The organism is Schlegelella aquatica (assembly GCF_026013905.1).
GTDB lineage: Bacteria > Pseudomonadota > Gammaproteobacteria > Burkholderiales > Burkholderiaceae_C > Caldimonas > Caldimonas aquatica.
Map to the genome: position 1 here is coordinate 127,858 of NZ_CP110257.1, position 18,531 is coordinate 146,388.

Here is an 18,531-nt window from a genome sequence, read left to right on the forward strand (position 1 = left end):
CTCATCGGGGTGCCGTGGAGGCGGGCGCAGAGGGCGCCGCGGCGGCCCGTGCGCCAGCCGGGCGCGCAGCCGGCCCCGCACGCTGGACGACCGGTACCGCGGAGGCCGCCGGCGCCACGCCGGCCGGGGGCGGGCTGGGTGCCGGCGCCGGCTGAGGCGCGGGCGCAGAGGCGGGGTCGGTCACCGGGGCGATCGCCCCCCCGGTGGACGGCACGGCCGCCACTGCCGCGGGCAAGGGCACCTCGGCCGCACGCCGCGGCGTGCCGATCGGCGCGGCGGCCTCGCCTTTTTGCACGGCCGCGATGTCCTCTTCGCTGGGGTACACGCCCGTGAGCCAGTAATCGAGCACGCGGCGGGCGATGGGCGCGGCCGCCTGGGCGCCGAAGCCGGCGTTCTCGACGATCACGGCCACCGCGATGGTGGGCTCCTCCAGCGGGGCGAAGGCGACGTAGAGCGAGTGGTCGCGCAGGTACTCGGCCAGGCGCGCCGCGTTGTATTTCTCGTTCTGCTTGATGGACACGGCCTGCGCGGTGCCCGTCTTGCCGCCGCTGCGATACGCCGCGCCGGCGAACACCCGGGTCGAAGTACCCTCCTGCGTCACCCCGTACATCGCGCGCTTGACCACCTCCACGTGCTCGGGCTTGAGCGGCAGGGGCTCCAACGCATGGCCGCCCACCTCGCGCCGCTCGCGGGTCAGGACGTCGTGGATCTCGCGCACCAGGTGCGGGCGGTGCCGCTGCCCGCCGGAGGCCAGGGTCGCCATCGCGTGGGCCAGCTGCAGCATCGTGAAGTTGTTGTAGCCCTGGCCGATGCCCAGCGAGATCGTCTCGCCGGCGTACCACTTCTGCAGTTCCGGCTTCTTGTAGGCCTTGCGCTTCCAGGTGGTCGAGGGCAGCACGCCGCGCACCTCGCCGTGGATGTCGATGCCGGTGATCTGGCCGAAGCCGAAGGGCGCGAGCTGGTCGTGCATCAGGTCCACGCCCATCTCGTTGGCCAGCGAGTAGTAGTACACGTTGCTGGACTTGACGATGGAGCGGTACATGTCCACCGGGCCGAGGCCGCCGTCGCCGTGGCTGCGGAAGCGGTGATTGCCGAAGATGAAGGTGCCGCTGTCGTAGATCACTTCGTGCGCGGCGCGCTTGCCGGTGTTGAGCGCGGCCATCGCCATGAAGGGCTTGAAGGTGGAGCCCGGCGGGTAGGTGCCGCGCAACGCCCGGTTCAGCAGCGGCTTGTCCAGCGACTCGTTGAGCGCCTTCCAGTTCTCGGCGTCGATGCCGTCGACGAAGAGGTTGGGATCGAACGTGGGCTTGCTCACGAAAGCCAGCACCTCGCCGGTGCGCGGGTCGATGGCCACCAGCGCCCCGCGGCGCGTGCCGTAAAGCCGCTCGACGAGCGCCTGCAGTTTGATGTCGATGGACAGCACCACGGTGTTGCCGGGCGTGGCGGGGCTGGAGCGTAGCCGGCGCACCGGCCGTCCGCCGGCGCTCGTTTCCACCTCCTCGAAGCCGGTGATGCCGTGCAGCTCGCGCTCGTAGCTCTGCTCGATGCCCAGCTTGCCGATGTACTCGGTGCCGCGGTAGTTGGCCTCGTCCTCGGAGTCTTCGATCTTTTCCTTCTCGGCCTGGTTGATGCGCCCGATGTAGCCGATCACATGGCTCGCCACCTCGCCCAGCGGGTAGTTGCGAAAGAGCCGCGCCTTCACGTCCACGCCCGGGAAGCGGTAGCGGTGTACCGAGAAGCGGGCCACCTCCTCGTCGGTCAGGCGCGTGCGGATCGGCAGCGACTCGAAGCTCTTGGAGTCCTCCATCTGCCGCTTGAAGCGGCGACGGTCGGCGGGCGTGATCTCGATGATCTTGGCGAGCTCCTCGATCGTGCCTTCCAGATCGAAGATCTTCGAGGGCGTCAGCTCGAGCGTGTAGGCCGAGTAGTTGTTGGCCAGCACCACGCCGTTGCGGTCGAGGATCAGCCCACGGTTCGGGACGATGGGCACCACCGAGATGCGGTTGTTCTCGGCGCGCACGGTGAGCTCCTCGTGGCGCAGCACCTGCAGGTACAGCAGCCGCGCGACGATGAGCCCGAAGCACACCAGCACCATGCCGGCCGCGAACAGCAGCCGCGTGCGGAAGCGCGACAGCTCCAGTTCGACGTTCTTCAGTTCGGTCATCGCCGCAAGGCTCGTGGGGCGGATGGATCGGCCGGGCCCCAGATCACAGGGGCCGGTTCTCGTCGGGGTCGGGCGGGCGGCGCTGCGGAGCGAGCAGCACCCACGTCGCGATGGGCCACAACAAGGCTTCGAATACCGGCGCGAGCAGCAGTTCCCAGCCCGGGAACACACCGCCGGCCAGCAGGCGGATCACGACCGACACCGCGTGCGCGGCGAAGAACAGCGGCAGGATCTGCACGGCCTGCGAAGGCACCGAGAACCACAGCAGCCGGCGGTGGATGGTGATGGCGAAGTAGCTGAGCAGCGTGTAGGCCAGTGCGTGCTGGCCCAAGAGGGCGCCGTCGTGCACGTCCATCACCAGCCCGAAGACGAACGCCGCGCCGATGCCCACGCGCCGCGGCTGGTGCACGTTCCAGAACACGACGGTGAGCGCGAGCAGGTCCGGCATGGCCGGCGCGCGCCCCAGGGGCACCAGGTTGACCGCCAGCGCGGCCAAGAGCGACGCCCAGATGAACGACGGGTTGACCGGCAGCAGCAACTGGTCCGAGCCGCGCGGCATCATGGCTTGGGCCCTCCCTTGCGACGCCCCGCGCCGCCGCCGTCGGCCGCTTCCGTCTCGGCGGACGGGCGGGGCGGCAGCTGCTCGCTCACCGGACGCACCACCAGCACCTGCCGGGCGCTCGCCATGCTGGCGACGGGCTTGAGCGTGATCTTCGCAAAGGCCGAGTCGGCCCGGCGGTCGACCTTGTGCACCTTGGCCACGGCCACGCCGGGCGGGTAGATGCCGTCCACGCCCGAGGTGCTGAGCAGGTCGCCTTCCTGCACGTCGGCGTTGGTCGCCATGAAGCGAAGTTCCAGCCCCTCGTTGGCCGGGTCGCCGTACGCCAGGCCGCGGATCAGCGTGCGGGCGTTGAGCACCGGGATGACCGCATCCTTGTCGGTGAGCAGCGTCACCTCCGAGGTCAGCGGGTACACGCGCGTGACCTGGCCCAGCACGCCGTGCTCGTCGATCACTGGCGATCCGCGCGCGACGCCATGGGTGGCGCCGCGGTCGATGATGACCTTGCGGGTGTACGGGTCCGGCGCGTCGTAGAGCACTTCGGCCGCCTGCGTGGCCGACTTGACGGCCGGGCGCAGCTCCAGAAGGCTTCTCAGGCGCTGGTTCTCGCGCTCCAGCAGCTCCAGGCGGGCCAGCCGGTCCGCCTGCGCGATGAGCTGCCGCTGCGCGGCCTCCTCCTTCTCGCGCGCGCGGTGCACGCCTTGCAGGTACTCGTTTGCGACCTGCACCGCCTCCACCGGTGCCAGCAGCACCCGCTGCACCGGATGCAGCACGGTGGCGATCACGGCGCGCAGCGGCTGGGTGAGCCTGAGCCGCGTGTCGGCCACCATCAGAAAGAAGGCCAGCGCCGAGAACACCAGGAGGCGCGTGAAGGCCGACGGCCCCTGCTTGAAGAACGGGGGGGGGGTGCGGTCGAGGGTGCCCAGCGGCATGGCGAAGCGGCGGCGCGAGGGAAGGCGGCGTCAGGTCAGCGGTGCGGGCGTCAGGGCCGGGCGGCACTCGGGCGCCGGGGGCGGGCCCCGGCGGGTGCGCGTCACTCCGAGGTGAAGATCGAGCCCAGGCGCTCCATGCGTTCCAGCGCCATGCCGCAGCCGCGCACCACGCAGGTCAGCGGGTCCTCGGCCACCAACACCGGCAGGCCGGTTTCCTCGGCGAGCAGGCGGTCCAGGTCACGCAGCAGCGCACCGCCACCTGTGAGCATCATGCCGCGCTCGGCGATGTCGGCGCCCAGCTCGGGCGGTGTTTGCTCCAGGGCGTTCTTCACGCTGGAGACGATCTGGTTCAGCGGGTCGGTCAGCGCTTCCAGGATCTCGTTGGAGCTGATCGTGAAGCTGCGCGGCACGCCTTCGGAGAGGTTGCGGCCTTTGACTTCCATCTCCTTGACCTCGGAGCCGGGGAAGGCCGAGCCGATTTGCTTCTTGATCGCCTCGGCGGTCGGCTCGCCGATCAGCATGCCATAGTTGCGGCGGATGTAGTTGATGATGGCTTCGTCGAACTTGTCGCCGCCGACGCGCACGCTGCCTTTGTAGACCATGCCGCCCAGCGAGATCACGCCCACTTCGGTCGTGCCGCCGCCGATGTCGACCACCATGGAGCCGGAGGCCTCGGACACCGGCAGCCCGGCACCGATCGCCGCGGCCATCGGCTCCTCGATCAGATAGACCTCGCTCGCGCCGGCGCCCAGCGCCGACTCGCGGATCGCGCGGCGCTCGACCTGCGTGGAGCCGCAGGGCACGCAGATGATGATCCGCGGGCTGGGCTTGAGCACCGAGCGCGGGTGCACCATCTTGATGAACTGCTTGAGCATCTGCTCGGTGACGGTGAAGTCGGCGATCACGCCGTCCTTCATCGGGCGAATGGCTTCGATGTTGCCGGGCACCTTGCCGAGCATCGCCTTGGCCTCGGCGCCCACGGCCTGGATGGTCTTCTTGCCGTTGGGGCCGCCCTCGTGCCGGATGGCGACCACGGACGGCTCGTCCAGCACGATGCCCTTGCCGCGCACGTAGATCAGCGTGTTGGCGGTGCCCAGGTCGATGGCGAGGTCCGTCGAAAAGTAGCGACGAATGGATTCGAACATGTTGCTTTCGCGTCCGCCCGCGCCGGGGAGCGACCGGCCCGCCAGCCGGGGGACGAAGGGGTTTTCGGGGTTTCTCCGGACTGCTCCCGGGGCCCGGCCGACTTGAGGAGGCGGACGGCGCCCGTTCGCGCTTTCTTTTTTCAGCACGAAACCGGCACCAGTCGCAGAGTGTGGGCGCTTGCCGAGCCCACGCCATACCGCGGCCGGGCCGGCTGTGGATAACGGGCGATAATACCCGATCCCACCCGCGCCGATGCGTGCGGGAACCACCATTCGAGAACATTTTCAATGGCTTTGACACCCGAAGATGTCAGCCGCATCGCCCACCTCGCGCGCCTGGAGTTGAGCGCCGAGGAACAAGGCGCGATGCTGCAGCAGCTCAACGGCTTTTTTTCCATCGTCGAGCAGATGCGCGCCGTCGACACGGGCGGCGTCGAGCCGCTCTACACCCCGCTGGCCGCGGTCGAGCCGGTCGCGCTGCGCCTGCGCGACGACGTGGTGACCGAGACCGACCAGCGCGAGGCCTACTTGCGCAACGCCCCGGCGGCCGAGGACGGACTGTTCCTCGTGCCCAAGGTCATCGAGTGAGGGTGCCGCGATGGAACTGCACCACATGACCGTGACGGAGTTGGCGCGCTCTCTCGACGCCGGCCAGGTCTCCAGTGTGGAAGTGGCCCAGCACTTCCTGCGTCGCATCGCCGAGCGCGCCGACCTGGGCGCCTTCCTGTGCACCGACGAGGAGGTCGCGCTGCGCCAGGCCCGCGCGGCCGACGCGCGCCGCGCGCGGGGCGAGCGGGGTCCGCTGTTGGGCGTGCCGCTGGCGCACAAGGACATCTTCGTCACCCGCGACTTCCCGAGCACGGCCGCGTCGAAGATGCTCGCCGGCTACATGAGCCCGTTCGACGCCGCCGTCGTCGAACGGCTGAGCGCGGCCGGCGCCGTGACGCTGGGCAAGCTCAACTGCGACGAATTCGCGATGGGTGGCAGCAACGAGCACTCAGCCTTCGGCCCGGCGCGCAACCCCTGGGACGTGACGCGCATCACGGGCGGATCGTCCGGCGGCTCCGCGGCCGCCGTCGCGGCGCGCCTGCTGCCCGCGGCCACCGGCACGGACACCGGCGGCTCGGTGCGCCAGCCGGCGGCGCTGACCGGCGTGACCGGCATCAAGCCCACCTACGGCCGCTGCTCGCGCTACGGCATGATCGCCTTCGCCTCCAGCCTGGACCAGGCCGGGCCCATCGCCCGCACCGCCGAGGACTGCGCGCTGCTGCTGCAGGCCATGGCGGGCTTTGACGAGCGCGATTCGACCTCGGCAGATCGCCCGGTCGACGACTACGTTGCCGCCCTCGCCACGCCGCGCGAAGGCGCCACGGCGAGCCAGCCCCTGGCGGGCCTGCGCATCGGGCTGCCGAAGGAGTTCTTCGGCGAGGGCGTGGCGCCGGGCGTGCTGCAGGCGGTGCGCGCGGCGCTGGCCGAGTTCGAGAAGCTCGGCGCGACGCTGGTCGAGGTGAGCCTGCCGCGCACGCAGCTCTCGATCCCCGTCTACTACATCATCGCCCCGGCCGAGGCCAGTTCCAACCTGAGCCGCTTCGACGGCGTGCGCTACGGCCACCGCGCCAAGGACTACAAGGACCTGCTCGACATGTACAAGAAGAGCCGGTCCGAAGGCTTCGGCGCCGAGGTCAAGCGCCGCATCATGATCGGCACCTACGTGCTGTCGCACGGCTACTACGACGCCTACTACCTGCAAGCCCAGAAACTGCGCCGCATGATCGCGGAGGACTTCCAGGCCGCGTTCCGGCAGTGCGACGTGATCGCCGGCCCCGTGTCGCCCACGGTGGCGCGGCCGTTGGACGCGCAGACCGACCCGGTGCAGGAGTACCTGGCCGACATCTTCACGCTGCCGGCGAGCCTGGCGGGCCTGCCCGGCATGAGCGTGCCGGCCGGCAGCGGCGAGCACGGTCTGCCGGTGGGCCTGCAACTGATCGGCAACTACTGGCGCGAGGCCGAGTTGCTCCACGTGGCCCATGCCTTCCAGCAGGCCACCGACTTCCACCTCCGCGCGCCGGAGGGCTGCTGACCATGAGCATCAAGTCTCCCCTCGTGCGCGGCTACGAGGTCGTCATCGGCATCGAGACGCACGCGCAGCTGTCCACGCAGTCGAAGATCTTCTCGGGCGCCAGCACCGCTTTCGGCGCGGCGCCCAACACGCAGGCCTGCGCGGTGGACCTGGCGCTGCCGGGCACGCTGCCCGTGATGAACCGCGCGGCCGTCGAGCGCGCGATCCGTTTCGGCCTGGCGGTCGGCGCGAAGGTCGCGCCGATGTCCATCTTCGCGCGCAAGAACTACTTCTACCCGGACCTGCCCAAGGGCTACCAGATCAGCCAGTATGAGATCCCTGTGGTGCAGGGCGGCCAGGTGGAGTTCTACCTCGGCGACGACAAGCGCGCGGTGCGCCTCGTGCGCGCGCACCTCGAGGAAGACGCCGGCAAGTCCCTGCACGAGGACTACCACGGCCAGTCGGGCATCGACCTCAACCGCGCCGGCACGCCGCTCTTGGAGATCGTCACCGAGCCCGACATGCGCTCCTCGGCCGAGGCGGTCGAGTACGCGAAGGCGCTGCATGCGCTCGTCGTGTGGCTCGGCATTTGCGACGGCAACATGCAGGAAGGCAGCTTCCGCTGCGACGCCAACGTCTCGGTGCGCAAGCCCGGCGAGCCGCTGGGCACGCGGCGCGAGATCAAGAACCTCAACAGCTTCCGCTTCCTGCAGCAGGCCATCGACTACGAGGTGAACTGGCAGATCGACCGGCTGGAGGACGGCCTGGCCATCGAGCAGGCGACGGTGCTGTTCAACCCCGACACCGGCGAGACGCGGGCCATGCGCACGAAGGAAGACGCGCACGACTACCGCTACTTCCCGGACCCCGACCTGCCGCCGCTCGTGATCGCGCCCGAGTGGGTGGAGCGCGTGAAGGCCGGGATGCCCGAGCTGCCACGCGCAATGGCCGAGCGCTTCCAGCGCGACGACGGCCTGCCCGCCTACGACGCGACGATGATGACGCAAAGCCTCGCGTTTGCGCGCTACTACGAGGCCGCCCGCGACGGCTGCCGCCAGCCCAAACTGGTGGCCAACTGGCTGATGGGCGAGGTGTCGCGCCGGCTCAACGCCGAAGGGCGCGGCATCGAGGACTGCCCCGTGGCTGCGCAGACGCTGGCGAAGATGATCGAGCGCATCGCCGACGGCACCATCTCGAACAACGGCGCCAAGCAGGTGTTCGACGCGCTGTGGTCCGGCGAGGGCCGATCGGTGGACGAGATCATCGAGGCCAAGGGCCTGAAGCAAATCTCCGACGCTGGTGCGCTGGAGGCCATCATCGACGAGGTGATCGCGAACAATGCCAAGTCGGTCGAGGAATTCCGCGCCGGCAAAGAAAAGGCCTTCAACGCCCTCGTGGGCCAGGCGATGAAGGCCACCAAGGGCAAGGCCAACCCGGTGCAGGTCAACGAGCTGTTGAGGAAGAAGCTCGGGGCGCAGTGACCTGCCCGCGGGAAGCCTCGACGGGCGTCTTCCCTGAGCCGCCCGGCGTCGGCCGTGACCCCGGTTCGACGACACGTGGGCTCAGGGCGCCCCAGATCGGTGCGACACTCCCGGGTGGTCCTTCCCCATCAGCCGTGGAGTTTGCACACGTGACGTATCAGAGCCTCGACCAGTTCCTCGACCACCTGCGCTCGCGCGACCCGCACCAGCCGGAATTCCTGCAAGCGGTCCGGGAGGTGATGGACAGCGTGTGGGATTTCATCGCTGCTCATCCAAAGTACGCCGAACCGGGCCTGCTCGAGCGACTGGTCGAACCCGAGCGCGTCATCCAGTTCCGCGTGTGCTGGGTCGATGACCACGGGCGGCCGCATGTGAACCGCGCCTTCCGTGTGCAGCACAGCAGCGCGATCGGCCCCTACAAGGGCGGCATGCGGTTCCACCCCTCGGTGAACTTGTCGATCCTCAAGTTCCTGGCGTTCGAACAGACCTTCAAGAACGCGCTCACCACCCTGCCCATGGGCGGCGGCAAGGGCGGCAGCGACTTCGACCCCAAGGGCAAGAGCCGCGGCGAAGTGATGCGCTTTTGCCAGGCCCTGATGACCGAGCTGTACCGCCACCTGGGGCCGGACACGGACGTGCCCGCGGGAGACATCGGCGTCGGTGCTCGCGAGGTCGGCTTCATGGCTGGCATGATGAAGAAGCTGTCCAATAGCGCCGCCTGCGTCTTCACCGGCAAGGGGCTGTCGTTCGGCGGTAGCCTCATCCGTCCCGAAGCTACCGGCTACGGCCTCGTGTACTTCGTCGAGGACATGCTGCGCACGCGCAGCATGAGCCTCGAGGGCCTGCGAGTGGCAGTTTCGGGCTCGGGCAACGTCGCCCAGTACGCGATCGAAAAGGCAATGCAGTTGGGTGCCAAGGTCGTCACCGTGTCCGACTCGGACGGCACGGTGATCGACGAGGACGGCTTCACCCCCGAGAAGCTCGCCCTGCTGATGCATGTGAAGAACGACCGCTACGGCCGCGTGGCCGACTACGCCCGCGAGCGGGGTTTGCGCTATGAGGCGGGCCTCAAGCCCTGGGTGGTGCCGGTGGACGTGGCGCTTCCCTGCGCGACGCAGAACGAGCTGGACCTCGACGACGCCCGATCGCTCGTCAAGCAGGGTGTGGTGTGCGTTGCCGAAGGGGCCAACATGCCCTCCACGCTCGAAGCCGTTCACTTCTTCCAGCAGTCGAAGGTGCTCTTCGCGCCGGGCAAGGCCGCCAATGCGGGTGGTGTGGCGACCTCCGGCCTGGAGATGACGCAGAACGCGCAGCGTTTGCCCTGGACGCGTGACGAGGTCGACGCCCGGCTCCGTCGCATCATGGACGACATCCACGCAAATTGCGTCCGCTATGGCGACGCCGGCGACGGCCGCGTGGACTACGTGCGTGGAGCCAACGTGGCCGGCTTCGTGAAGGTGGCCGACGCGATGATCGCCCAGGGCGTGTGGTGAGACGCCCGGGTGCCCGCGCGCCGCTCGAGGCGGTCGGGCCTGGCGGTCAGGGCGCCTTGGTGGGGGCCTCGCCCTGCGCGGTGGCCTGCGGCTGAGGCAGGCTGCCGGGCTTGGCGCCGGCCCACAGCTTGCGCAGCCGGTCCAGTTCCTGATCGTAGAGGAAGTTGATGCGCGACAGCTCGGCCTGCTGATTGCGGATGAGTGTGCGGTGCGCCTCGACCGCGACCTCCACGAACTCCAGCGACTGCTTCAGCTTCGCCGGCATCTGCTTGCCCTTGTAGAACTCAGCCTCGTCGAGCAGCGGCTTGCGCTCCCTTTCGAGCTCGGCGATGCGCTGCTCGGAGTTCTGGATCGACTTGCGCACGTCCTCCAGTGCTTCTTCGCGGGCCTTGCGGTGCGCCTTCTCGTTGGGGTAGCGGCTCAGCAGCAGCTTGTCGCGCCGGATCGCGTCCTGCAGGGCCATGCGCTCTTGCTCGCGGCGGCGCTCGCGCGCCTCCAGCTCCGCGCGCTCCTCGGCCGTCAGGCTGGGCGGTAGCACGCCGCGCGGGGAGCCGTCCTTGTTGAGCACCTTCTGCTCGCGGTCCAGGCACTCGAGAATGGGGCGGTCCGAGGTGAGCTTGCGCCCGCGCGAATCGGTGCAGGTGTAGATGCCCTGCGCCGCCGCATCGAGCCCGGCCGCAGCGGCCAGCGCCGCCACAGCCAGGCGCGCCACCGCATGACCCACCCCGTGCAGCTGCGCCGATTGCTTCATCGCTTCACACCCCGTAGCGGTCCCGATAGGCAGCAACCCTTGCGAAATGCATGCCGAGCTGCGGATCGGACTGGGACTCCAGATACTCGAGCAGGTCGGCCAGGGTGGCAATCGCGCAAACCCGCAATCCCAGCCGCTGCTCGACCCACTGCACGGCCGAATATGGGGCGTCGGTGCCGTTTTCCGTCGCCTTTTCTTGTCGGTCGAGCGCGATCGCCACGGCGCACGGGGTGGCGCCGGCGGCCTCGATCATCGCGATGGACTCGCGCACCGAGGTGCCCGCCGAGATCACGTCGTCGATGATCAGCACCCGCCCGCGCACCGGCGCGCCGACCAGCACCCCGCCCTCGCCGTGGTCCTTGGCTTCCTTGCGGTTGTAGGCGAAGGGCACATTGCGCCCCTGGCGCGCCAGCTCCACCGCCACCGCCGCCGCGAGCGTGATGCCCTTGTACGCCGGGCCGAACAGCATGTCGAACTCGATGCCACTGTCGATCAGCCGGCGCGCATAGAACTCGGCCAGCCGACCCAGCTTCGCCCCGTCGCTGAACAAGCCTGCATTGAAGAAGTACGGGCTCATGCGCCCCGCCTTCGTCTTGAACTCCCCGAAGCGCAACACGCCGGCGTCGACGGCGAACTGGACGAAGGAATGGGCGAGGGCGGCGGTGCGTGAGGACATGGGCGAGGAACCCTGGATCGAGCGTCTCGCCAGATTGTAGGTGGTAGGGGCGGGACGGTTCGGTGGAGCGGCCGTCCCGCCTGGGCGGTCCACAATTCTTGCTTCATACTTGCCACCACAGTGGACCGCTCATGATCCTCGTCACCGGCGGCGCCGGCTTCATCGGGAGCAATTTCGTGCTCGACTGGCTCGCGTGCCGCGACGAGCCGGTGGTGAACCTGGATCTGCTCACCTACGCAGGCAACCTCGGCAACCTGGTGTCGCTGCGCGGTGACTCGCGGCACGTATTCGTGCAAGGAGACGTCTGCGATGCAGCGCTGGTCCGCCGACTGCTGGTCGAGTATCGGCCCCGGGCCGTGGTGCATCTCGCGGCAGAAACGCATGTGGACCGTTCGATTCAGGATGCGGCGGCCTTTGTGCGAACGAACGTGACGGGCACCTACGTTCTGCTCGAAGCGGTGCGTGACTATTGGCAGGCGCTGGGCGCGACGGAGCGCGAGGCCTTTCGCTTCCACCACGTCTCCACCGACGAGGTCTACGGCTCGCTCGGCCCCGAGGACGCCCCCTTCACCGAGCACCACCCCTACCAGCCCAACAGCCCGTACTCGGCCAGCAAGGCCGCGAGCGACCACCTGGTGCGCGCCTGGCACCACACCTATGGCCTGCCGGTGGTCACGACCAACTGTTCCAACAACTACGGGCCCTACCACTTCCCGGAAAAGCTCATCCCGCTGGCCATCGTCAACGCGCTGGCCGGCAAGCCGCTGCCCGTCTACGGCGACGGCCTGAACGTGCGCGACTGGCTGTACGTCAAGGACCACTGCGCGGCGCTGCGCCTCGTGCTCGAGCGCGGCCGGGTGGGGCAGACGTACAACATCGGCGGCTGGAACGAGAAGACCAACCTCGAGATCGTGCGCACCATCTGCCGCCTGCTCGACGAGCTGCGGCCCGATGCGGCCGGCCCGCACGAGCGGCTCATCACCTTCGTCGCCGACCGCCCGGGGCACGACCGGCGCTACGCGATCGATGCGAGCAAGGTCGAACGCGAGCTCGGCTGGCGCCCGGCCGAGACCTTCGAGACCGGCATCCGCAAGACGGTGCAGTGGTACCTGGATCACCCCGAGTGGGTCGCGCAGGTGCAAAGCGGCGCGTACCGCCAGTGGATCGCCACCCAGTACGGCCGCGTGGGGCCGGCATGAAGATCCTGCTGCTGGGCAAGGACGGCCAGGTGGGCTGGGAGCTGCAGCGTGCGCTTGCGCCGCTGGGCGAAGTGATCGCGCTCGGCCGCGCGGGCGCGGGCGAGCTGTGCGGCGACCTCACGCAGCTCGACGCGCTGGCCGCCACCGTGCGCCGCGTGCGCCCACAAGTGATCGTCAATGCCGCCGCCTACACCGCCGTCGACCGAGCCGAGCAGGAGCCCGAGCGGGCGCAGCGCATCAACGCCGACGCCCCCGGCGTGCTCGCACGGCAAGCCGCCGCGCTCGGCGCCTGGTTGGTGCACTACTCGACCGACTACGTCTTCGACGGCTCGGGCGAGCGCCCCTGGCGCGAGCACGACGAGACGGGCCCGCTCAGCGTCTACGGCCGAACCAAGCTCGACGGCGAAGTGCAGATCCGCGCCGCCGGGGGGCGGCACCTCATCCTGCGCACCAGCTGGGTGTACGGCGCGCGCGGGGGCAACTTCGCCAAGACGATGGTCAAGCTCGCCTGCGAGCGGGAGCAGTTGCGCGTGGTGGCCGACCAGATCGGCGCCCCCACCGGGGCCGACCTCATTGCCGACGTGACGGCGCACGCGGTGCGCCAGGCGATGCGCCAGCCAGAGCTGGCCGGCACCTACCATCTGGCCGCGGCCGGCCAGACGAGCTGGCACGGCTACGCCTGTCACGTGCTGCGGCAGGCGCAAGCGCTCGGCCAGCCCCTCAAGGTGACGGCCGAGCAGGTCGAAGCCATCGCGACCACGGCCTGGCCCACCCCCGCGCGCCGGCCGCTGAACTCGCGGCTGGACACCACCCGGCTGCGGCACGCCTTCCATCTGCACTTGCCTGCGTGGCAGGCGGGGGTCGATCGCATGCTGCAAGAGTGCCTCGCTCACTGAGCCCAAGAAGAAACAACAAGCCCCAGAAGCACCCGGGAGACACACCACCATGACAACACGCAAGGGCATCATCCTCGCCGGCGGCTCCGGCACGCGGCTGCATCCGATGACGCTGGCGGTCAGCAAGCAACTGCTGCCGGTGTACGACAAGCCGATGGTGTACTACCCGCTGGCCACGCTCATGCTGGCCGGCATCCGCGAGATCCTGCTCATCTCCACCCCGCAAGACACGCCGCGCTTCGAGCAGCTGCTGGGCGACGGCAGTGCCTGGGGCTTGTCGTTGCAATACGCGGTGCAGCCAAGGCCGGAGGGCCTGGCGCAGGCCTTTCTGATCGGCGAGCGCTTCCTGGCCGGCGCGCCCAGCGCGTTGGTGCTGGGGGACAACATCTTCTACGGGCATGACTGGGTTTCTCGCTTGCGCGCGGCCGCGGCGCGACCCACGGGGGCCACGGTCTTTGCCTACCCGGTGCAGGACCCGCAGCGCTACGGCGTGGTGGAGTGGGACGCCGACGGCCGCGTGGTGGGGCTGGAGGAGAAGCCCGCCCGGCCGCGCAGCCGCTACGCCGTCACGGGGTTGTACTTCTACGATGGCCAAGCTCCGCAACTGGCGGGCCGGCTGCGCCCCAGTGCGCGCGGCGAGCTGGAGATCACCGACCTCAACCGTGCCTATCTCGGCCAGGGGCAGTTGACCGTGGTGCCCTTAGGCCGGGGCGACGCCTGGCTCGACACCGGCACGCCCGACGCTTTGCTGGAGGCGAGCCACTTCATCCAGACGCTGGAACGACGCCAGGGCTTGAAGATCTGCTGCCCGGAGGAGATCGCGTGGCGCCAGGGCTGGATCACGGACGAGCAATTGCGCCGACTGGCGCAGCCGCTGGTGGCCAGCGGCTACGGCGAGTACCTTCTGCGCATCCTGCACGACTCGGTGTGGACGTGATGAACATCCGGCCTGCTGCCTTGCCCGGCGTGTGGCTTGTCGAGCCCGTCGTTCACGAGGACGACCGGGGTTACTTCATGGAAGCGTTTCACGAGGCCGACTTCGCCGCGGCGATCGGGCAGCCCATTCGCTTCGTGCAGGACAACCAGTCGGGCTCGCGGCGTGGGGTGTTGCGCGGCCTGCACTATCAGCTGCCTCCGCACGCCCAGGGCAAGCTGGTGAGGGTGCTGCGCGGGCGCATCCTCGATGTGGCGGTGGACCTGCGCCGAGGCAGCACGCACTTCGGTCGCTGGGTGGCGCACGAGCTGAGCGACGACAACCGCCTGCAGGTGTGGATTCCGCCCGGCTTCGCGCATGGCTTTCTCGTGCTGTCGGACCACGCCGAGGTGCTCTACAAGGTCACGGCCCATCACGCCCCCGAGGCCGCCCGCACCGTGCGGTGGGACGACCCGCAGCTCGGCATCCGGTGGCCGCTCGCGGCCGGCCAGGCGCCCGTGCTCTCTGCGCGCGACGCCAGCGCGCCCTGGCTCGCCGAGGCCGAGGTGTTCGGCCCCTACACTTGCGGCCCATGACCCGCATCATCACTGCCAACCTCAACGGCATCCGTTCCGCCGTCAACAAGGGCTTCCTGCCCTGGCTCGAGAAGCAGACCGCCGACATCGTCTGCGTGCAGGAGATCAAAGCGCACGACGGGGACATCACGCCGGCGATGCGCACGGTCGATGGCTTCAGGGCCCACTTCCACTGCGCGCAGAAGAAGGGCTACTCGGGTGTGGGCTTGTACGTCAAGCGCGAGCCGAGCGACCTCATCGTGGGCTTCGACGGCGGCGAATTCGACGACGAGGGGCGCTACCTGGAGGCGCGCTACGACCGCCCGGGACGCAAGCTGTCCATCATCAGTTGCTACTTTCCGAGCGGCTCCAGCGGCGAGGACCGCCAGCAGGCCAAGTACCGCTTCCTCGACGCCTTTTTTCCCCATTTGCAGCGGCTCAAGGCCGAGCGTGAGTTCGTGCTGTGCGGCGATATCAACATCGCGCACAAAGAGATCGACCTCAAGAACTGGAAGAGCAACCAGAAGAACAGCGGCTTCCTGCCCGAGGAGCGGGCGTGGTTCACGCGCATGCTCGACGAAGTCGGGTTGGTGGACGTGTACCGCCGCCTGCACCCCGACGCTACCGGCGAGGCCTACACCTGGTGGAGCAACCGCGGCCAGGCCTGGGCCAAGAACGTGGGGTGGCGCATCGACTATCACATCGCCACGCCCGCGCTCGCCGAGACGGCCCGCTCAGCCGCCGTTTACAAGGACGAGCGCTTCTCGGACCACGCGCCGCTGACCATCGACTACGGCTTTGAGCTCTGAGGGAGGCAAGAACCCGACCTCCCGCGCGGGCGCGCCCTGTCGGACGGGACCGACAGGCTCCTTCGCCTTCTCCGAACCCGGTGTCGGCGCACCGCCGGCACCGTCCGAGGGTCCGCGCTTCTACGCTTACTCCTCGACGGCCCTTGTCCCATGCGTGCAGGGGCGCCCATCCCGATGACTCAGGAGGAAGCGATGAACACCCGCATGTCTTTGTCGGCCCTGACCCAAGCCGTGGCCCTTGCGTTCACCTTCAGCGCCGGTGCCGCGCTGGCGCAGTCGGGGACTTCCGACAAAGCCGCGTACGACGAAGCGCGCGACGCCGCGAAGGCGCAGTACGAGTCCGCCCGCCAGCAGTGCGACGGGCTGGCCGGCAACGCCAAGGACGTGTGCGTGGCCGAAGCCAAACTGCGACGCGCCGAGGCCGAAGCCCAGGCCCACGCGCAGTACAAGAACACGGCCGCCGCGCGCGAGGACGCCGCCAAGGACGTGGCCGAGGCACGGTACGAACTCGCCAAGGAACGCTGTGACGACCAGGGTGGCAACGCGAAGGACGTCTGCCGCAAGGAGGCCAAGGCCGCCTACGAGAAGGAAGTGGCCGACGCGAAGGCCGCGCGCCGCGGCGCCGAGGCGCAACGCGACGCGCGCGAGAAGACGGCAGAGGCCCGCCGTGACGCGGAAGAGGAGAAGTGCGAGAACTACTCGGGCGACGCCAAGGAGGCCTGCCTGAAACGCGCCCACGGCGAGGCGCGGCGCTGATCAGGGCGCCGACTCTCACTCCGCCCAATGGAATGAGAGTAATTCGCATTACACTTCGGTGTCCGGCCCCCTGAGGGGTGCCGTCTTGCACCGTGGAGTCTTGCGATGGATCTCGCCCGCGCTGTGGAAGCGTTGCAGCGCTTCGCTCTTGCAGGGGTGACTGCCCTGCTGCTGTGCGCCCCCGCGGGGGCGGGTGCTTCGGGGCCCCCGGCGTCGGGCGCGCGGGCGGAGTCGGCGCAGGCGGAGTCGGGACCGACCATCGTCCATCTGCTGGACTACGTGGCGGTCGACTACCCGGCCACCGTGCGCGAGGGCCGGGTGGTCGACGAGGCGGAGTACCGCGAGCAGCTGGAGTTCGTCGGGCAGGTGGCGCGGTTGCTGCGCGCCATGCCCGCAGTGGCCGAGCGGGAGCGCTTGCTGCAGCAGGCGGCGCAGCTCGGGCGGCGCATCGAGGCCCGGGCGCCGGCCGAGGAGGTTTCGCGTGCGGCCGACACCTTGCGCTGGGACGTGGTGAAGGTCTACGGGCTCACCGTGGCGCCCCAGCGCGCCCCGAACGTGCAGGCTGTCGCGGCCTTGTACCAGGCGCAGTGCGCGGCCTGCCACGGTGCCGAGGGCCGCGGCGACGGCCCGGCCGCTGCCGGCATGGAGCCGGCGCCCGCCAACTTCCACGACCCCGAGCGCATGCGCTCGCGCAGCGTCTACGGGCTGTACAACACCATCACCCTGGGGGTGGCCGACACGCCGATGCCGGGGTTCAAGCAGCTCACGGAGGACGACCGGTGGGCGCTGGCGTTCCTGGTGGCCTCGATGCGGCACGACGCGGCCGCATTGGCCGCCGGCGAGGCGGCGTGGCGTGAGGGACAGGGGCGCCGCACCCTCGGCTCGCTGCGGGAGCTCGTGACGCTGTCCCCCGCCGAGGTCGCGGCTCAGGCGGGCGATCGCGCCGCGGCCGCCCAGGCGTGGCTCGTCGCGCATCCCCAGGCGCTGGACGAGGGCCGGCCGAGCCCCCTGGCGTTCGCACGCGCGCAGCTGCGCGAGGGCCTGGAGCGCTACCGCACCGGTGACAAGGAAGGCGCCCGGCAGCTCGCCATCAGCGCGTACTTGGAGGGCTTCGAGCTCGTCGAGAACAGCCTCGATGCCGTGGACGGCGCGCTGCGCCTGGAGATCGAGCGCGAGATGATGGCCGTGCGGCAGGCCATCGGCGAGGGGCGCCGCGCCGACGACGTGGCGCAGAGGGTTGCGCGCCTGGAGGCCCTGCTGGACCGTGCCGACGCTGCGCTGGCCGAGGAGAGCCTGTCGCCGACAGCGGCCTTCGTCAGCGCCTTGCTCATCCTGCTGCGCGAAGGGCTGGAGGCCATCCTGGTGCTGGCCGCGATCGTCGCCTTCGTGCGCAAGACGGGGCGGCGCGAGGCCATTGCGTACGTGCACGTGGGCTGGATCGGTGCCGTGGTGTTGGGCTTCGCCACCTGGGCGCTGGCACGCTACGTGGTGGACATCTCGGGCGCGAGCCGCGAACTCACCGAGGGCGTGACGGCGCTGTTGGCCGCGGCGATGCTGCTCTATGTGGGCTACTGGCTGCACAGCAAGTCGCACGCGCAGGCGTGGCAGCGCTTCATCCGCGAGCAGGTGGGCGGTGCGCTGGCACGGCGCACCTGGTGGGCGATGGCCGGGGTGTCGTTCCTCGCGGTGTACCGCGAGCTGTTCGAGGTCCTGCTGTTCTATCAGTCGCTGTGGGGCCAGGCGGGCGCGGGCGCGCACACGGCCGTGCTGGGCGGCATGGCCACGGCCGCCGCGGTGCTGGCCGTGCTGGCGTGGGCGATCCTCAAGTACAGCGTGCGGCTGCCCCTCGGGCCCTTCTTCTCGGCCACCTCCTGGCTGCTCGCGGCGCTGGCGGTGGTGTTCGCGGGCAACGGCATTGCGGCGCTGCAGGAGGCGGGCGTTCTCGAGGCCACGGCGATGCGCTTCGTGAGCGTGCCCGTGCTGGGCCTGCACCCCACCGTGGAGGGCGTGGCGGCCCAAGCGGCCACGCTCGCGCTGGTGCTGGCCGGCCTCTGGGTGGGCCACGCGCGGGCGCGCCGCGAGGCGCCGGCCGCCGCCGGGTGAGGGCGCGGCGCGCCCAGGCA

The 18,531-nt window shown here is 69.8% G+C and carries 17 protein-coding genes; 11 read left to right on the plus strand and 6 right to left on the minus strand.

Annotated features, from left to right (window positions below; genetic code table 11):
* Position 1 precedes the first annotated feature (1 nt).
* The 4 genes from mrdA to OMP39_RS00610 form a co-directional block, all read right to left on the minus strand.
* Positions 2–2,164, minus strand: a complete 2,163-nt coding sequence (gene mrdA, locus OMP39_RS00595; RefSeq protein WP_264892887.1) for a penicillin-binding protein 2 — start codon at positions 2,162–2,164, stop codon at positions 2–4.
* Between the two features lie 43 nt (positions 2,165–2,207).
* Positions 2,208–2,726: a rod shape-determining protein MreD gene (mreD, locus tag OMP39_RS00600; RefSeq protein ID WP_264892888.1), complete on the minus strand. Its 519-nt coding sequence runs from the start codon at positions 2,724–2,726 to the stop codon at positions 2,208–2,210.
* Complete coding sequence (mreC, locus tag OMP39_RS00605) at positions 2,723–3,655, minus strand: rod shape-determining protein MreC (protein WP_264892889.1); 933 nt, start codon at positions 3,653–3,655, stop codon at positions 2,723–2,725. Before mreC ends, mreD begins: the two co-directional genes overlap by 4 nt.
* A gap of 101 nt (positions 3,656–3,756) precedes the next feature.
* Complete coding sequence (locus OMP39_RS00610; protein ID WP_264892890.1) at positions 3,757–4,800, minus strand: rod shape-determining protein; 1,044 nt, start codon at positions 4,798–4,800, stop codon at positions 3,757–3,759.
* A 288-nt stretch (positions 4,801–5,088) separates the two neighbouring features.
* On the opposite strand from OMP39_RS00610, the gene gatC reads away from it, so the two are divergent.
* The 4 genes from gatC (at position 5,089) to gdhA (ending at position 9,833) form a co-directional block, all read left to right on the plus strand.
* Positions 5,089–5,388 carry an Asp-tRNA(Asn)/Glu-tRNA(Gln) amidotransferase subunit GatC gene (gene gatC, locus OMP39_RS00615; protein WP_264892891.1) on the plus strand — a complete coding sequence of 100 codons (300 nt, stop codon included), beginning with the start codon at positions 5,089–5,091 and terminating at the stop codon, positions 5,386–5,388.
* Between the two features lie 10 nt (positions 5,389–5,398).
* Positions 5,399–6,880 (plus strand): Asp-tRNA(Asn)/Glu-tRNA(Gln) amidotransferase subunit GatA, encoded by a 1,482-nt coding sequence (gene gatA / locus OMP39_RS00620; RefSeq protein WP_264892892.1) that lies wholly within the window; start codon positions 5,399–5,401, stop codon positions 6,878–6,880.
* A gap of 2 nt (positions 6,881–6,882) precedes the next feature.
* Positions 6,883–8,340, plus strand: coding sequence for an Asp-tRNA(Asn)/Glu-tRNA(Gln) amidotransferase subunit GatB (gene gatB, locus OMP39_RS00625; RefSeq protein ID WP_264892893.1), 1,458 nt, complete (start codon positions 6,883–6,885; stop codon positions 8,338–8,340).
* Between the two features lie 149 nt (positions 8,341–8,489).
* Positions 8,490–9,833, plus strand: coding sequence for an NADP-specific glutamate dehydrogenase (gene gdhA, locus OMP39_RS00630; RefSeq protein WP_264892894.1), 1,344 nt, complete (start codon positions 8,490–8,492; stop codon positions 9,831–9,833).
* A 46-nt stretch (positions 9,834–9,879) separates the two neighbouring features.
* Here the strand turns inward: gdhA and OMP39_RS00635 are convergent, their stop codons facing one another.
* Both OMP39_RS00635 and pyrE read right to left on the minus strand, forming a co-directional pair.
* On the minus strand, positions 9,880–10,584 hold the full coding sequence (locus OMP39_RS00635) for a DUF4124 domain-containing protein (RefSeq protein WP_264892895.1): 705 nt from the start codon (positions 10,582–10,584) through the stop codon (positions 9,880–9,882).
* A gap of 4 nt (positions 10,585–10,588) precedes the next feature.
* Positions 10,589–11,260, minus strand: a complete 672-nt coding sequence (pyrE, locus tag OMP39_RS00640; protein ID WP_264892896.1) for an orotate phosphoribosyltransferase — start codon at positions 11,258–11,260, stop codon at positions 10,589–10,591.
* A 131-nt stretch (positions 11,261–11,391) separates the two neighbouring features.
* Here pyrE and rfbB point away from each other — a divergent pair, with 131 nt between their 5' ends.
* From rfbB to OMP39_RS00675, 7 genes are all read left to right on the plus strand, one after another.
* Complete coding sequence (rfbB, locus tag OMP39_RS00645) at positions 11,392–12,459, plus strand: dTDP-glucose 4,6-dehydratase (RefSeq protein ID WP_264892897.1); 1,068 nt, start codon at positions 11,392–11,394, stop codon at positions 12,457–12,459.
* Positions 12,456–13,355 carry a dTDP-4-dehydrorhamnose reductase gene (gene rfbD / locus OMP39_RS00650; RefSeq protein ID WP_264892898.1) on the plus strand — a complete coding sequence of 300 codons (900 nt, stop codon included), beginning with the start codon at positions 12,456–12,458 and terminating at the stop codon, positions 13,353–13,355. Before rfbB ends, rfbD begins: the two co-directional genes overlap by 4 nt.
* A gap of 49 nt (positions 13,356–13,404) precedes the next feature.
* The gene (gene rfbA, locus OMP39_RS00655; RefSeq protein WP_264892899.1) at positions 13,405–14,292 is read left to right on the plus strand and encodes a glucose-1-phosphate thymidylyltransferase RfbA; all 888 of its coding nucleotides are present in this window, start codon (positions 13,405–13,407) and stop codon (positions 14,290–14,292) included.
* Positions 14,292–14,864, plus strand: coding sequence for a dTDP-4-dehydrorhamnose 3,5-epimerase (gene rfbC / locus OMP39_RS00660; protein WP_264892900.1), 573 nt, complete (start codon positions 14,292–14,294; stop codon positions 14,862–14,864). The genes rfbA and rfbC overlap by 1 nt, the downstream gene beginning before the upstream one ends.
* Entirely contained in the window at positions 14,861–15,652 is a 792-nt protein-coding gene (locus OMP39_RS00665) for an exodeoxyribonuclease III (RefSeq protein ID WP_264892901.1), read from the plus strand. The genes rfbC and OMP39_RS00665 overlap by 4 nt, the downstream gene beginning before the upstream one ends.
* A gap of 192 nt (positions 15,653–15,844) precedes the next feature.
* Positions 15,845–16,408 carry a hypothetical protein gene (locus tag OMP39_RS00670; protein ID WP_264892902.1) on the plus strand — a complete coding sequence of 188 codons (564 nt, stop codon included), beginning with the start codon at positions 15,845–15,847 and terminating at the stop codon, positions 16,406–16,408.
* Positions 16,409–16,513: 105 nt separating this feature from the next.
* Entirely contained in the window at positions 16,514–18,511 is a 1,998-nt protein-coding gene (locus OMP39_RS00675) for a cytochrome c/FTR1 family iron permease (RefSeq protein WP_264892903.1), read from the plus strand.
* Positions 18,512–18,531 lie beyond the last annotated feature (20 nt).